The sequence below is a fragment of the Plantactinospora sp. BB1 genome (assembly GCF_003030385.1).
Taxonomy (GTDB): Bacteria; Actinomycetota; Actinomycetes; order Mycobacteriales; family Micromonosporaceae; genus Plantactinospora.
The window spans coordinates 2351377-2367674 of the sequence record NZ_CP028159.1 but is presented as its reverse complement, the minus strand read 5'-3'; the positions used below and the strand labels follow the sequence as shown (position 1 = coordinate 2367674).

General features: G+C 66.2%; 6 protein-coding genes and 3 pseudogenes. 1 reads left to right on the top strand and 8 read right to left on the bottom strand.

Features of this window, described 5'->3' with window-relative positions; translation table 11 throughout:
- Positions 1-4 precede the first annotated feature (4 nt).
- The 4 genes from C6W10_RS10210 to C6W10_RS37215 all read right to left on the bottom strand — a co-directional run bounded on the left by C6W10_RS10210 (position 5) and on the right by C6W10_RS37215 (position 3636).
- Positions 5-1066 (bottom strand): ABC transporter permease, encoded by a 1062-nt coding sequence (locus tag C6W10_RS10210; protein ID WP_107257861.1) that lies wholly within the window; start codon positions 1064-1066, stop codon positions 5-7.
- A gap of 15 nt (positions 1067-1081) precedes the next feature.
- On the bottom strand, positions 1082-2104 hold the full coding sequence (locus C6W10_RS10205; RefSeq protein WP_107257860.1) for an ABC transporter ATP-binding protein: 1023 nt from the start codon (positions 2102-2104) through the stop codon (positions 1082-1084).
- On the bottom strand, positions 2104-3180 hold the full coding sequence (locus C6W10_RS10200) for an ABC transporter ATP-binding protein (RefSeq protein WP_199853906.1): 1077 nt from the start codon (positions 3178-3180) through the stop codon (positions 2104-2106). Before C6W10_RS10200 ends, C6W10_RS10205 begins: the two co-directional genes overlap by 1 nt.
- Positions 3181-3357: 177 nt before the next feature.
- Entirely contained in the window at positions 3358-3636 is a 279-nt protein-coding gene (locus tag C6W10_RS37215) for a hypothetical protein (protein ID WP_159104535.1), read from the bottom strand.
- Positions 3637-3795: 159 nt separating this feature from the next.
- On the opposite strand from C6W10_RS37215, the pseudogene C6W10_RS10190 reads away from it, so the two are divergent.
- A pseudogene (locus C6W10_RS10190) lies at positions 3796-4224 on the top strand (XRE family transcriptional regulator); the annotation flags it as partial.
- Positions 4225-4367: 143 nt separating this feature from the next.
- Here C6W10_RS10190 and C6W10_RS10185 read toward each other — a convergent pair.
- The 4 genes and pseudogenes from C6W10_RS10185 to C6W10_RS10175 all read right to left on the bottom strand — a co-directional run bounded on the left by C6W10_RS10185 (position 4368) and on the right by C6W10_RS10175 (position 16239).
- Entirely contained in the window at positions 4368-4868 is a 501-nt protein-coding gene (locus C6W10_RS10185) for a hypothetical protein (protein ID WP_107257858.1), read from the bottom strand.
- A 156-nt stretch (positions 4869-5024) separates the two neighbouring features.
- On the bottom strand, positions 5025-5522 hold the full coding sequence (locus C6W10_RS39675; RefSeq protein WP_369938670.1) for a DUF6346 domain-containing protein: 498 nt from the start codon (positions 5520-5522) through the stop codon (positions 5025-5027).
- Positions 5523-5605: 83 nt separating this feature from the next.
- Positions 5606-12181, bottom strand: a pseudogene (locus C6W10_RS10180) (RHS repeat-associated core domain-containing protein).
- A gap of 124 nt (positions 12182-12305) precedes the next feature.
- Positions 12306-16239, bottom strand: a pseudogene (locus tag C6W10_RS10175) (LamG-like jellyroll fold domain-containing protein).
- Positions 16240-16298 lie beyond the last annotated feature (59 nt).

The following is a 16298-nucleotide window of genomic DNA, read 5'->3' as shown; positions in this document are numbered from 1 at the left end:
CCTCCTACCTGCTCGACTTCGGGTCGAGCGCGTCGCGCAGCGAGTCGCCGAAGAGGTTGAACGCCAGCACCAGCAGGAACAGCGTGGTCCCGCCCACGATGGTGAAACTCGGTACGTCCCGGATGTAGCGCACGCTGTCGTTGATCAGCCGGCCGAGGTCGGGCGTCGGCTCCAGCACCCCGATACCGAGGAACGACAGCGCCGCCTCGGCCGTGATCAGGGCCGGTACGTTCAGCGAGAAGGTCACCAGGATCGGCGCCCAGAGGTTCGGCAGGAGCTGCCGGAACAGGATGTGCCCCAGCCCCGCCCCGGAGGCCCGGGCCGCCTCGACGAACTCGCGCTCGCGCAACGAGAGCACCTGTCCCCGGACCAGCCGGGCGGAGATGGTCCAGTTGAAGAGTACGAAGATCAACACCAGCAGCGCCGGCCTGAACCAGGACGCCACCTCGTCGCGCGGCCCGTAGAACTGGTTGACCGCGAGCGGCACGAACGCGAAGCAGAAGATGTAGAACGGGAAGGCCAGCGCCAGGTCGATGACCCAGGTGATCACCGCGTCGACCCAGCCGCCGACGTACCCGGCGACGATGCCGATCACCACGCCGAGCGCGATGGTCAGCACGGCGGCGGTGAAGGCGATCATCAGCGAGGTACGCAGCCCGTAGACCACCTGGATGAAGATGTCCCGGCCGATCCCGGGTTGGATGCCGAACCAGTGCTCGCCGGAGACCCCGGCGTAGCCGAGCGGGAAACCGTTGCGGTCCAGCCGTTCCGGGAACCGGTCCTCCGGGCCCTTGCCGTAGAGCCGGGCCACCAGTGGCGCGGCCGCTGCCAGCAGGACGAAGAAGACCAGTACCGCGCCGCTGACCAGCGCCACCCGGTCCCGGCGCAACCGCCGCCAGGCGAGCTGCCCCGGCGACCGCCCGACGAACCCGCCCGGCTCGACCGCCTTGCTGACACTCCCGTCGGGCGGCGTGCCGTCCGGTACGCCCTCCGGCACCGGCGTCACCGGGTCGACGCCGGCCGCCGCGACCGCCCCGACCTGCGCCGCGATCTGCTGCTCACTCATCGCAGCACGCCTCACTCACGACAGCTCGCCCTCCTCTGGGAAGTGGCAGGCCACCGCGCCGCCCCCGCCCGGGTACCCGGTGAGGGCCGGCTCCTGGGCCGCGCAGATCTCCTGGGCCTTCCAGCAGCGGGTCCGGAACCGGCAGCCGGCCGGCGGGTCGAGTGGCGTCGGTACGTCCCCGGTCAGCCGGATCCGCCCCGCCGGCCCCAGCCTCGTCACGTCCGGTACGGCGGAGAGCAGCGCCCGGGTGTACGGATGCCGTGGCCGCTGGTAGATCTCCACCCGGTCCCCGGTCTCCACGATCTTCCCGAGGTACATCACCGCGATCCGCTGGCAGAAGTGCCGGACCACGGCGAGGTCGTGGGCGATGAAGACGAAGGCGAGATCCAGCTCCCGTTGCAGGTCGCGGAGGAGGTTGACCACCTGCGCCTGGATCGACACGTCCAGCGCGGAGACCGGCTCGTCGGCGACCACGAGCTTCGGCCGCAGGGCCAGCGCGCGGGCGATCCCGATCCGCTGCCGCTGGCCGCCGGAGAACTCGTGCGGATAGCGGTTGTAGTGCTCGGGGTTCAGCCCGACGAGTTCGAGTAGTTCCCGCACCCGCTGCTTCACCCCGCCGGGCGGGATGATCCCGTTGACCTGCAACGGCATCGCCACGATTCGCCCGACGGTGTGCCGGGGGTTCAGCGAGGCGTACGGGTCCTGGAAGATGATCTGGAGGTCCTGGCGGAGCGGCCGCAGCTCGCCCCGGGAGGCGTGCGTGATGTCCCGCCCCTCGAAGACGATCCGGCCGGCGGTCGGCTCCAGCAGGCGTACCAGCAGCCGGCCGGTGGTCGTCTTGCCGCAGCCCGACTCGCCGACCAGGCCCAGGGTTTCCCCCGCCCGGACCTCGAAGTCCAGCCCGTCGACCGCGCGCACCAGGCCACGACGGCGCAACCCGGAGCGCACCGGGAAGTGCTTGGTCAGCCCGGTCACGGTCAGCAGCGGCTCATCCCCGCCGGCCGGTCGCTCGGCTGCCTCGGTCCGCTCGTCCACCATCACCGTGCCACCCCCACCTGGGCGATCTCGTCGGCGTAGTAGCGCTGCCGGTCGGCCTCGGGCAGGTGGCAGGCGACCAGGTGCCCGGCCTCGGCCACCGGCAGCAGCTCGGGTACCTCCGTCGAGGAGCGACCGCCGTTGCGGTCGGCGTACCGGCAGCGGGGGTGGAAGGCGCAGCCGGGCGGCAGGTGGATCAGGCTCGGCGGGTTGCCCCGGATCGGCACCAGGTCCGCGTCCGCGTCGCCGTGCAACGACGGCACGCTGGAGAGCAACCCCCAGGTGTACGGGTGCTGCGGCCGGCGGAGCACCTGCTCGACGCTGCCGTGCTCGACGGCCCGGCCGGCATACATCACGAGTACGTCGTCGGCGACCTGGCTGACCACCCCGAGGTCGTGGGTGATCAGCACGATCGCCGAGTTGAACTCCGACTGGAGGTCGGCGAGGAGGTCGAGGATCTGCGCCTGCACGGTGACGTCCAGCGCGGTGGTCGGCTCGTCGGCGACCAGCAGGTCGGGATCGTTGACCAGCGCCATGGCGATCATCACCCGCTGCCGCATCCCGCCGGAGAACTCGTGCGGGTAGTCGTCGACCCGGCGCTCCGGCTGTGGGATGCCGACCCGGCCCAACATGTCGACGGCACGTCGTCGGGCGGCCTGGCGACCGGCACCGGGATGGTGCACCCGGTATGCCTCGGCGATCTGCCGCCCGACGGGATAGTAGGGATGCAGTGCGGAAAGCGGATCCTGGAAGACCATCGCCATGTCCCGGCCGCGCAGTTTGCGACACTCGGCGTCGGGCAGCCGGACGACGTCCCGCCCACCGACCAGGATTTCGCCGCTGATCTCCGTACGCCTCGGGTCGTGCAGCCCGAGCACGGCCAGGCTGGTGACGCTCTTGCCCGAGCCCGACTCGCCGACGATGCCGAGGGTGCGACCGCGCTGCACGGCGAACGAGAGCCCGTCGACCGCCCGCACCACCCCGTCCTCGGTACGGAACCGCACCCGCAGGTCCCGCACCCGCAGGTACGCCTCGTCCGTCGGGGACGCGGACGACGCTGTCGATGCCGGCGTTCCCACCAGCGCCCTCCCTCTTCCTGCTCCGTCACCCGTTCCGCCGCTCGCCCGGCTGATCTGCGCCAACTCGAGGGGAGCGTGAAGGTAACTTACAGCAGAGTTGAGAGGGTGAAAATAAGCTACAGGTGCCGATCTTCCCGGTCCGCCGGGCTCCCCCGGCCGGAGGACCGGCGCATCGCCCTATTCAAATGGGTCCGGTCCAGCCCTGTCGACCCCGCCCGCCATCTCGGCACGGTCGATGCCGCTCCGGATCCGGTCCGCGATCCGGCGTACGTCGTCAAGGGTCTTCGACCCGCGCGGTGCCGCCGCCACCGCATCCTCGAACAGCGTCACCGCCGCCCACTCGTCCGCCGGGCATCCGTCCGGAGTGCAGGCGGGACAGGTCGCTTCCTGGTGCGCCCGAATGACCCGCCGCGCGGCATTCAGGATGTCGGACGGCGACGGCCGTTCACCGGGCATGTCGGCGCAGCACGTCGAGGCGGACCATCAACTCGAGCAGGGCGCGTGCGGCTCTACCGACGACCACGAGCAGGTCGGGTGGTCGTGACCGGTGACCCAGACCCAGAGGTGACCACCGTGCCGCCGACTGGCGCTCCGGTGGTTCCGGCCGGTGCGCCGGCATCACAGAGCAGTCCCCACCGCAACTACTCGGGTATCTGGCTGAGCCGGTACGAGTACCTCTCCAGCGGGCGGGACGAGGCGTTCGTCGGCCAGCATTACGTGGTCGTGTTGCAGCACGGCGACCGGCTGACGGTACGCAGCCTGCCGAATACCGCGGAGGGTTTGCTCACCATCGACATGACGATCGACGGCAGCGTCGTCACCGGCACCTGGATCGAGCAGACCGATCCGAGCGGCTACTACCGTGGCGGGCGCTATCACGGGGCGATCCAGATGCTGGTCGAGCCGACCGGTCGGCGGATGGCCGGCAAGTGGGTCGGGTTCGGCAAGGACATGGACATCAACACCGGCCCCTGGGAGCTGGTCTTCCGGGACGCCTCGACCAACAAGGCCACGACGGACCGGTACAACCGGGTTCCGGAATGACGGCTTCGCCATAGCCCTCGCAGTCGTCACGACCGCTGGTGCGCCCGCACAATCGATGAGTAGGGCTGATCCTTACTGCATGGATATGCCCGCCATCGCACCCCACCAGCCCTGGAAACCGAAGCCGGCCTACCGACTGAGCATTACTCGCTGGATGGAGGTTCCGGCAGATACAGCGAGTATTTCTGCTTTATCAAGGAATTGAAAGCATAACCCCAGATCCTGGTACCACGAAAGGTCCAGACCTTTCCGGCTTTGACATCCACTACTGCCGGATGGACAAAAACTGCAAAGCCCCCGATGTTCAGGCGGTACGCTCGATCCATCAGGGCAACGGCATCAGAGGTGGCCGCGCTCACGACCAGAATCGGCAATACGATTACGCCGGATTGCAGCCCTCGCCACTGTCCCTTACGCCCTACCGCCAAATTCACCGCGGCGTCGACAAAGTCATGCACTTCGGCCTCGGTAGCGCGATCCAGCTTAGCAACAGCCGTAAAGATATGCATCTTCGACAGCGCTCGCATCTGAGCTTTATAGCCGAGCGAAACAGTCATCAGCCCGACGGCCTCGTCAGTTACCACACACCCGTCATTAAGCAATCGCGATCGGACTTCGTTCACGTAAACATCCATCGAAGACATGATCTCGATGCTCCTTGAGTAATCCCGTCCTGGAATTGACCATCTTAGCAGAAGGGCCAAGCCACAAGAAGCTCGAGAGTCGAATTGCGGACGAACCTCGAGCGTTAGGATCTACCAGGCATAGAGGAAATCGCAAGATACCGTCACCGACAGACACTAGACACTGATTCCCATACGACGCAAAAGCGCGAGGTATCGCGGGACACCAAAGATCGCCCTAACGAGGAATATGCAGGCACAGAGGATCGACGCAATCATCAACAACCGAAAGACGACGTAAATGCTACCGTAATAGACTTGCCACCAAAAGCCGGTCGGCTTGCCGTAGCTGCAATCCGACGATGATGTCCCAGAACAGGCCTGACGCAGCTCGATGACAGTACCAACATCATCCGGCCTCACAATGGATCCACTAACAACCCCTTCAGTTTCATGGCCCCCTGATGGCTCCCGCACCCTGCACACCCACCAATTGCCCAATCCGTACTTACTTATTGGACCCACGCGGTGACAACTCTCAACCACCACCTGAACCGTTCGTTCAGATGGCCCGTACGGGCGAATTGATCCAGTCCCGGGATAAATACTGATAAGGGTCGCGAACGTCAGCTGCGCAAAGCAAGCCAAGAGAACAAGGCCAAGCACGACGACCATCAACCGGAGCCGATAGACGATAGGACCGTAGCGCACCCAGGCCAATTTCTCATTCGAGAGCCTTCCGGAATCAGATTCTTCCATCACGTGAACGCACTACCAACCCAGCCGCCAACGAATTGAACAGGCGCCGTGACAGGATTCACCGAGAATCCGCTTTCAAAAAGACCAACTGCGTCCTCTCTCGTGGACGGCAGAGCCGCCCCCATCGTACCGGCACCGATCCCTTCCGGCGTCTGACTCAACGCGGCCCTCCCTATCATTTTGGCCGTGTCACCAGCGACCTTCAGGTGGCCGCCCATTGTGCGCGCATCAGAACGCCAATGCCCGACACTACTCTTGACAACTCTCGAAACGCTTTGCTGCCCCGTGCCACCCATGACCCTACTGACTTTATCTGGCACAAACTGCCGTGCGGCTGGGACCAAGCCACGAAGCGCACCAGATGCTGCGGTAGCGCCACCCCGCCCAGCAGACCGTAGCGATCCCCCAACGGCGCCTCGTAATGTTCCCCCCACAACTGCGCCACCAAACCCGCCGAGTGCTCCCAGACCGGCACCGGCGAGCGTATCGACAAGAAGTCCAGTTCCGCAATGGCTCTTATCGCCACCGTGACACTGGAGAGCGCCAGCCACGAAGCCGCCAATCGCACCGCCCAACGCGCCGCAAACGACAGCACCAGTTCCGCCCGTTACCGCCGTGCAGGCGAGGCCGGCAACAACACCTGCGATCACCCCGACCACATCGGCATGCTTCACAGCAAAGTCCTCGATTGCGCCGCCCATACTCTTGAGTTTCTGGCCGTTGCGACACCAGAAGCTGGCCTGACACTCGCGCTTCTTGCGTTCCGCTATCGCCTGCGCGCGCAGTTTCGCGGCGTACTCGTCAGAAACAGCGGTGTTCTTTCGCCTGCTGTCGGGCCAGTTGCCCTTGTTGACCTCGGGGTTGGCCTTCGGGAAGTCGTTGCTGCAGTTGTAAGTGCCGGTGCCGCCGCCGCAGTCGGGTCGCAGGCCGGTCGGGTCGGAATGGGTGATCGGGCTGTTGTGGCTGTAGGCGTACGCGTTCCACTGTTGCGGATCGGTCAGATCCATCACCGGGTCGACGGAGATGAACCGACCCAGGACCTTGTCGTACTGCCGAGCCCCGATGTTGACCAGGCCCGTCGGATCGATGTCGCCACCGACGAAGCCCTTGTTGTTGACCCAGACCGGATTCTCGCCCCGGGCGTCGCCGTAAGGCGTCTGCCGGCGAATCGTGACCGCTTGGGTGCCGGCGTTGATCGCGGTCTGCTGGGTGCCCTGGTGATCCGGATACAGCCAGGTCAGATCGGTGATGCTGGAGGCACCCTTGCGGCTGGCGCAGATGGTGCCGGCGAAGCTGTAGTACCGGGTCCCGGTGTTGACGCCACCCTCGCGACGGATCTCCTGCCCCGGCAGATACAGCGTCGTCCCGGTCGCGTCACGACGGATCAGCCGCACGCCTTCGGCGTCGTAGATGTTGGTCTCGATCGTCTGCCCGCCGGCCGCGACGGTGGCGAGCTTGCCCTCGGCGTCCCAGCCCAGCGTCTGACTGTTCGCCGCGGTGGCACAGTTGTTCGCGGCGTTCCCCGCCGGCCGGCAGGTGGTGTTACCCGCCTAGTCGTAGCCGTACCTCGAAACCACATTCGGTTGCCCCGGAGCGGCGGTGGTCATCGAGGTGATCGCGTGCGGCCGGACCACACCCTGCCCACCGTTCGGCAGAGCGTAGGTACGGGTGGTGTCGCCGCTGGTGGTGTGACTGGTCTCGGTCAGCCGGGAACCGGTCGAGTCGAACGTCCAGTCGTGCCAGTACGGTGCCGGCCCGCCCAGGTCGGCAACCGTCGGATCGGCCTCGCAACTCACCCCACTCTTCGGCGTCCAAGCGGTCGTGAGCCGGCCGAGGGCGTCCTGCCGGAAGCACTGGGTGTCGGCCTCGCCGTCGGTCGGAGTGTCGGCGATGGAGATGATGTTGCCGGCTTCGTCGTAGTCGTAGCTCCGATCCGAGACCATCCCGTCGACGGTTTCGCGCTCGACGGTGGTGCGCTTGACGCGTCGGGTCGCCTCCTCCCGGTGGATGACCTCCTGAGTGAACTTGCCGCCGGGCATCTTGTAGACGGAGCCCGAGCGCTCGCCGTACGCGGTGTAGGAGGCGGTGGCCATGGTGCCCGCCGAGCCGGTGAGACTGGTGTCCAGCCGGGTCGGCATGCCGGTCGTCGAGTCGTAGTCGGTTGTCAACTGCTCGGTGACCAGCCCACCGGCTCCGGGATACGAGATCGACGTCTGGGTGCCGGTGTATTCCGAGTAGCCGTACGCGTAGATGTACGTAGCAGCCAGGCCCGTCTCCACCGCCGGAATGACGTAGTCGACCCCGGTCGGCTGGTAGCGGTTGTTGAACTGGGCCACCCGCCACCGGTAGGCGTTGGTCGAACCGGCCGGCTCGTACCGGATGGCCTGGGTCAGGTGACCCTTGAAGCCGGACTGGCCAGTGAACAGGCTGTCGTACTTCCACTCCGCGCGCAGCGGCCCGGTAGCGGAGTCGTCACGCAGCTGCGTCTTGCGACCGATCTGGTCGTAGACGTACCACAGCGATTCGCCACGGGCGTCGGTCGTCTTGACCAGCTCGTCGTAGTCGTTGTACGTGCTGGTGGTGACGCCCTTGTCGGGGTCGGTGACCCGCCAGAGCCGGCCCTGGACGTCGTACTCGTTGATCCACTCGTTTCCGGCCGTGTCGATGGTCTTGACCATCTGGTCTTTGCGGTTGAAGACGTACCTGGTCTCCTGATAGGCCCCCGTGACGCCCGCTGGTGTGGTGTGCTGCCGCACGGCGACGGTCCGGTCCTGGCTGTCCGTCACAGTCGTGGTAGGGGTTGCGCCGGCCGGTGGGGTGACCTTGGTGAGGTCACCTTCGTGGCTGGTAGTGGTACGCCACTTCTCGACCAGGTTGGTAACCCCGTCACCGGCCAGGAAGATCTCCGCTGTCGGCCGCGACGCACGGTCGAAGAGAGTCTTCGTCACCGCCGCAACGGACCATTCCGGTTCCCACCACAACGCGCCCGCAGGCGCTCCCGGCTCGGCGTGCGCTCCGTAGGAGACCGCCGCTCGCCCGAACTCGTCGTAGATGGTGTCAGTGACCACCCGGTCACCGCTGCCACCGAGGGAGATGGACTGGGTCTGCCGAGGACGCAACAGGCCGTCGAGGATCTCGAACGAGGAGATGTAGTTGCCGTCCGGATTCAGCGTCAGCGAATGGACGTACGGGTAGGCGTTACGGCCCGACGCGTACGTGTAGCTGTACTGGGCAGATGGCCTGTTCGGGTTGGCGGATTTCGACCAGCCCAAGCCCCACACCTTTGCGACCCGCCCGAACGCGTCATACTCGGCCTCCGACGTGGTCTTCCCGTTCTGGTCGGTGCCCTTTACGGCAGAACCCCAGTACGGGTTGTAGTCCTCGCTGGTGACCCAGTTGTACGGTGCCGGGCCGGTGGTGGTGGTCTTGGTGACCGGTCCGCCGACGGTCGGGGTGTAGGCGGTGGTGGTGACGTTGCCCTTGACGTCGGTGTTGGTGAGCTGTCGACCCGTGCTGTCGTAGCTGGCCTGGGAGGTGGTGTGCCACGCCGTTCCGGTGGCGCGGGCCCAGTCCTTCAGTTCCTCGGTCTTCGTCACGGATCCGAACCGGGGGGCGGTGTCGACGTTGGTAGCGCCGTCGTAGTAGTCGCGCGAGTCGGTGATCACGTCGCGGACGCTGGTCGGCAGCTCGTCGCATGGCAGCGCGGTGGTGGTGGTCTGCTTGACGAGTTGGGTGAGGTTCTTGGTGAGGTTGCGGTTGTAGCTGTAGGTGACGCACTTCTCGTCGCCGGTGGTAGCGATGTCGCCATCGTCCTGGGACCAGTTTATGGTGCCGTAGCGGTGGTCGAAGTCCTGGTGACCTCGTGAGACGCGCCAGCCGCGGTTGCCATCGACGCCGAGTGCGGTGGCAGTGTAGGTGGTTTGCGTGTCGGTGAAGCGCGCCTCGACCAGGTCACCGTTGATGGTGCGGCTGGCGGTCGGTTCGGAGCGCCACGGGACGTGCACGGTTTTGGAGACTGGTTTGCTCTCCACGCCGTTGTAGACGATCTGTTCGCGGATCTGTCCGGCGAACTGGTCCTCGTCGTAGACGGTCTCCGAGCCCAGCGACGCAGGCACCGGTACATTGCGGGTGCCACCGGACGGGCTGGCCTTGTCGCCGTGCATGCCACGCATAAACCTGGTCACGGCCAGGGTCTGGGTGGCGGCCTCGTCACCGACCTGGGTGTTGACCTGGGCATAGCCGCGCCATTGGCTCCACGTCTTGCGGTCGGGCTTGGACAGGCCGTCGTCGTCGGCGTAGTGCCACGCCGGATCGCCATCGTAGTCGTACCAGGTGTGCTTCGTCGGCGCATGGTGGCCGTCTTTGAGCTGCACGTCGTCTTCGGCGACGTGCTCGACCCGGTACTTGTGCCACCACTCGGTGACCAGCTTCTTGCCGGTCAGGTCGGCGGGGTCGGGCACCTTGACCGGGTAGCAGAGTTTGGTGTTGGTGTGCGGCTGCAGCGTCTCGACCATCGCCTCGGTGCACTCGGGCTCCGAGTAGTCGACCTTGATCCGTGAGCCGGTCTCGGTGACGATGCTGGAGATCCGCAGCCAGTTGTCGGTGGTGCCGTGCTCGGTCAACACCCGGTTTGCCAGCGACTCGGCCTCGAATGTCACTGGCGGCAGGTTCACCGTGCCACCGACGAGGCCGGCGTGGTCGATGCGGTCGAGCCACAGGCCCTCGTGGGTAGAGTCTGCGGTCGCGGCGTAGGTGTGCGACAGGGTCCAAGACTCGACGTCCTGCCAGCCCGGGGTCGGCCTGGTCGTGTCCCATACCCGCGTGGTGATCTTCTTCAGTCGCTTCGAGGTCCAGAACGTCGGCGTGTACTGCTGCGGGCAGGAGGTCGCGGTTTCCTTGCACTCCTGGTCCCAGGGTGTGTCTTTCCAGTTCTCCTTGACCGGGGCGGATTCGGTGCCACAGTTGGAAGTGCAGCGCATGTCGGGTTCGAACACCACCCGGGCGTACGGGTTGACGCTGCGCTCGGTCACGTCGTGGGTCGCGGCGGTGCGGTCGTAGGTGCCGTAGTCGATTCGGGTGAGGTACCCGGCCCGGTCGTAGGGCACGTCGTCGGAGTCGGTGGCATTGCGGGCGTACTTGTTGGTCTCCTTGCCGTACCAGAACGACATGGTGTTGCCGCGCACGTCGACGACGTAGTCGAGGTTCCACCGCCACGCCTGGACGCAGTCGGAGCCGGCGAAGGTGGTTTTGCGGCACGGTTCGCCGGAGTGGTTGCCGAAGACCGGGACGGTCAGGGTCGAGTTCGTCTTGTCGCTGTGACCCGGCAGGCTGTGTAGGCCGAAGAAGTACTGGGTGCCGTCGGTGGTCGTCACCTTCCAGTACTCGCCGACGTCCCCGTAGGTGGGGTCGCCCGCGTCTCCGTTCGATGCGCCGGTCAGCTTTTCGATTTTCGATCCGTCCTCGCTGCGGGAATGCCACCCCCTCCCCGACTGGAAGATCAGTTCACCGCCGCGACCGTTGAGGCTCATCGTCGCGTTGTCCGACCGCCAGCACTGGTCACCGCTCGAGGTGGTGCTGTTCGCCCCGTTCTTCGAATCCTCCGCACAGGGGACGTACCGGCGCTCGATGTAGCCGGGCGAGTAGTCGAATCCCTCCCCGATCCACGACGGCTGGTTGTTGGTGACCTCGGACCGACCGTCGACGCTCGAGGAGGAGTAGGCCAGCGAGATGTCCGGTGCCGGGCCGGTCGCCGGCGGCGTCCGCAACGGGTAGCTCCAGGAGAAGTCACCCGAGGAGCCGCCGGCCGACCACGTCGACGAGGGCGCCAGGCTGGTGGCGGCGAAGTCACCGTCGCCGCCGGACGAACCGGCGGCGAGGACCACGAGCGAGGCCGTCTCTGCGGTGGGCTGCTGCGTCGTCCCGGCGGCGGCCGTCGACGGCGGTGCGGGCACGGTCACCTGCGCCGACGCCACGCCTGCCGCGAGGTCGTTGGCGGTACGCAACGGTACCGATCGGCACTGCGGCGCCTCGGGTGTGGCGAGCGCGCAGACCGGTACCTGCCACAGCCGAAGCCGGGAAGCCCATGACCCGCCGGACGCGTACCGGAACTGGTTGTAGTCCACCGACAGCGTCGCGGTGCCGCCGGCGTCCCCGTTCCGGGCGGCAACCTTCAGCACCAAGCCGTCCCGCCACGCCGGTGGGACGGTCTCCCGATCCATCAGTTCCAGATCCAGAGCGGATAGTCGCTTGCCGGCGTCACCGGCGGCGCGCCCCACCCATACCGGCATCTTCCCGGCCTGGATTCCCCGGCCCGCAACCGTGCGCGCGGTCGTCGTCGGCAGGTCGACCCGGGCGGTCGCCGCCGCCGGCCAGACCGGGGTCGGTGCCGGCTGGGAAGTGACCCGCTTCTGCGCCCACGCCTTGCCGGTCACCGGCCCGCCGTCAGCATCGAGTTCCTCTACCGGAGGTGCCCCGGGCTTCTTCGGCGGGGTATCCGGCGCGGCGTACCCGGGATTGCCCGGCAGCAGCGACAGCAGTAACGCCACGACCACGCCGCTGACGACTGCGCACCGGATACCAGTGGCCGTTAACCGCCGATGTCCGCGCCGCGAACCGCCTGCCGACCCTGCGAACATCAGCGTTCCTCCCCCGAACAAATTTCGCCACCACGTCTTGAGAGCAAATCGAGTTTGCACCTGGTCATCGCCGCCATATGACCTGCCCGTTCGTGTCGAGCATGACGAGGTCCCCGTTATCGCGCAGCACAAGACGGTCGGCGGTGCTTCCCCAGGTTTCGGTGTCCCACAGCGGAACGTTGTCGCCGCTGTAGAGCACCAGGTTCCCATCGACCTGGAAGAGCAGGTTCGCGCCGGGATTGCCCCAGGTCGCGGTGTTCCACAGTGGATAGCCGGCTTGATAGAGCACCAAGTTACCGTCGCGCTGCATCAAAAGCTGATAATTGCCGATATCCGAGCGGATATACTGGCCCTCGTTCAGCTCTTTCCCGCGCGTGAGCACATTTGTCCCCGGGGTCACCGGGATCTGTGCGTTGTACCACTCGAACATCGCGGCATCACTCATCGCGCCCTGGAACGTCGCCACATCGTCGATGCCGCCGAACCACTGGTCGACAATCTCGTCGTGCCGCAGAACCCGACCCACGAGCAAGGGGCCGGATGAACTCATGAGCCTGAACGAAATTGTCCGCTGGCTCTCCAGCTCGCCATTCACATAGAGGCGAATCTCACTGCGGGACGCGTCGTACACACCCGCCAGATGCGTCCACACCCCTTTTTCCGGAACAGATATGGAACTGACTCCCGTTGAGACAGAGGTGTTGTCGTCCTCAACGCTAACGCTGAACTGCCATCTGCCGTCCGCCGAAGAGTAGTTCAGCCAGGCCGCACTCTCGTGCGCCCCTCGCTGCGTCACGGCGGTACTCATCCTGTCCAGGCGGTCTAACGTCACCCAGGCGGACATTGTAAAGGAGTCGTCGGTACGCAGCACCGGCGTGTCCTGCCACGTAGTGAACTCCCGACCCTCGCCGTCAGGAGGCGTCAGGCCCGTCTTGACCGCACTACGGCCATACTCCTCAGTCGGCTCGGTATATCCTTCCTCCGGGAAGTACTCGTCGTCCAGCCAGAGGCCGGAACCGCTGGTCGATCGCCCCGCCCCGACAGCGGAACCTCTTGTCAGCGCCAGCCACCGGCCCCACCCCGTCACTGTCTCCGGCACCTGACAGGTGTCCCTCAAATTGGCCAGATAACAAGGTCTCGCAGCCTCGAAGTCCCAGTGCCCCACCTGGACCGGCGCCAGGATCCCTGGTTCGTTGAATCCGCCCGAGAGGGGGTCTATCGCCAACTGGCCGGTGAAATCATGTCGCACGAGCACCCGGTCGAAGACCTGCACGTCGGCGATAGCCCCGTTCCACCAGAGCCCGGCCGCGCCGGAATTGAAGCTGTGGCCCACCACGAACCGACCTGACGCCATCCACGGCGGCACGCTGCGCTCTGCCTCACCCGCCTGCTGGCCGTTGACATACAGGCGGAGCTTTTTCTCTGCCGCGTCGTAAACGCCAGCGAGGTGGATCCAGCGCCCCACGTCCGCCGTCGTGATCGCCGTCGTCGAGACCGCCGCCCGGGTGGTGCTCGACTGGGCGGAAGTATCTTTCATCACGAATGACCAGTACGGCGCGGACGGGGTTCCCGTGCGGCGTACCCCCAACTCGAACCCTGCCGCCTCGACACCCGCCTGGGCAACGACCTTGACGTCAGCGGCGGTAGGGACAGCGCCGAGACGGACCCAGGCAGCGACGCTGAAGGAACGGGTGGTGTCCGCCACCCCGCCGGTGGTGGCCGCAGCGGAGGAAGAGCCGTTGAAGGTGGCAGTCTGACCGCCGACCATTCGGACACCGTTGGCCCAGGCAACGTTCCTGGTCGTCAGTGGGGAATTGTTCGGCGCGGGCTGCCCGTCAGCCAGCGCCGCCGCCTGATCGACACCGGGATAGGTCTGCAACCCCCACTTGGCAACCGGTGGCGCCGGACGTCCGACGGTGAACTCGACCGACGCGTTTCCCTCGTTCAAGGTGGCGTCGATGGCCTTGACCAGCAACACGTTGCGACCGAAGCTCGGTACGGTTAGATCGACCTCCGCGTACTTCGGATTCGTACCCTGGGCCGGAACCTCCTTTGTCGCGGCGTCCCAGCCGTACCTGAACTTGGTCACGTCATGGGCGGTCGACTCGAACCGCACCCTGCCCGTCAGGCCGGGGCCTACCGGCTCGATCACCACCGTCGGCTTGACCGGCGGCACCGAAGTGTCCGCCGTGAACTGGCACCATGCCGACCATAAACTGGGCAACGAATACGGCGGCTTGTCGGTGCCCCTGGCCCGGAACGCATACGTCTTGTTGGTAACGATCGACACCGCGTTACTCGTCGCTCGCGCGTTCGGGGTAATACCCGCCTTGGCCGGTGGAGGGGACTTCCGCGCCGGCGCCGTGTCGGTCACCGACCCCATCCCACCGGCCGGCACCTCGATCCATTCGAATGTTCCGGTCAACGAGTCGGCCCTGTCCGCGTCCGGAAACACCGCTGACAGGGTGGGGCTCAACGTGCCGACAGTCAGCACACCTGAAGCGGGACAGGCGACCCCGGCAACCTGCAGCCCGTTAGGCGGGCCGGGCTTGGTGTCATAATCCACGTAGAGCTTCGCGCTGTCGGGAAAAAACTTCTTCCACCGACCTTGGGTCGACTCACCCGAACCGTCGGCGTCGCGAGCGGTGAATCCGACCGTAATGTTGGATGAACCATCGCCCGCAACGGCTCGTAGTCTACTTGTCACCCCCGAGCCCGAGAAGTTCATAATCATGTCGGGCTGGATCGACTCACATCCGCCAGACTCGTTCGCGTGTCCCGATGCGGAGTCCATGAAGGCTTTCAGCGCCAGGGACCAGGACGCTTTCGGCGTGGCGTTGATCGCCGACGTCCAGTACATCGACGCCACCGAGTCGTCACACGACCAGGAGTGATCGAGTTTCATCTGCACATAGGCGGACTCGATGTGTTTGCCCCGCAAAGACACGCCGTTCGCCGTCGTCGAGAACTGAAAGAACGATCGGTAGAGCGCACCGGTCTCCGGGTTCAAACCCCACCCGGGCCGCGCCGTCGTCGGTGTTCGACGAGCCGTTGTTGGTCGCGTACGCCCACTTCGTCTTGTAGACAGACCACGCCGGATCGACATAGAGCGGGAAAACCGCATCCGGCGCGGCAAGGAACTCCGCGTCCGGACGTAGCAACAGGTCGCTACCCGAGACCTCCACCGCTACCGGTGCGACCCTGGCGGCGTCGCCAGCCGCTGCGGCTGTCGACGCCGCTCCCTCCAGCGATCCCCGTGCGCCGGCGGAACGCCCCACCGGGTTCGTTCGCGAATCCCACATTACTGGCGGCTCCGCCGAAGCGATCTCGCGTGACCCCACCACCGCCCGCAGTTGCCCGTCCGGATCGGAAAGCACCTGCGCATCACCGCTGAGCCCGAGCCGAATCTGTCGCACAGCCGGATTCGCCGCAGCCGTCGCCGACTTGACCACAAGAACATGGCTGAACCCTGTCCAGGTCGCCCGGAGCACCAGATCCACATTGGGCAGCACGTTCGGGTACGTCGCCGAGTCACCGGAGACCACAGGCGTCGGTAGTGCACCACCCGGCCACGACATCACCAGGCTCCGGCCGTCACTGACCAGCGTCAGTAGCGGACCGGGACCGCCGGCCGAGAAGGCGACGTCGGCCACTGACGCGGCCGGCCGCCACAGGCTGTCCGCGGTACGGACAAGGCGGAGATCGACGTTCGTCCACCCGCCCGCCCGGTAAGTACGCTGCGGCACGACTGCCGACTCGAACAAGAACCGCCCGTCCGGCTCCGCTACCACCTGGGCGAACTCCGTCTGCGAGCCGGCTACCACCACCGGTTCATCACAGGCCAGGGCCAGCGCGGCCGCCTGGACCTCCGAGTCAGCGATTCCCGTGCAAGCCGGAGCCGGAGCCGCCGCAGCAGTACGCCGCAGCCCGGGATCGACCAAACCGCCACCCGTCGCCACGACCGCTGCCGCCACCCACAGGGACAATCCACGGCGCATTCGCCCCCCTACGCCGCCCCGCAACGGGAAGCTGGCCGCCACCACGTCGGACGATCCTG

Coding starts and splice junctions, on each gene's coding strand:
- C6W10_RS37215 (WP_159104535.1), bottom strand. CDS start 3,636: ATGCCCGGTGAACGGCCGTCGCCGTCCGACATCCTGAATGCCGCGCGG.
- C6W10_RS39675 (WP_369938670.1), bottom strand. CDS start 5,522: ATGGTCGTCGTGCTTGGCCTTGTTCTCTTGGCTTGCTTTGCGCAGCTG.
- C6W10_RS10210 (WP_107257861.1), bottom strand. CDS start 1,066: ATGAGTGAGCAGCAGATCGCGGCGCAGGTCGGGGCGGTCGCGGCGGCC.
- C6W10_RS10185 (WP_107257858.1), bottom strand. CDS start 4,868: ATGTCTTCGATGGATGTTTACGTGAACGAAGTCCGATCGCGATTGCTT.
- C6W10_RS10205 (WP_107257860.1), bottom strand. CDS start 2,104: ATGGTGGACGAGCGGACCGAGGCAGCCGAGCGACCGGCCGGCGGGGAT.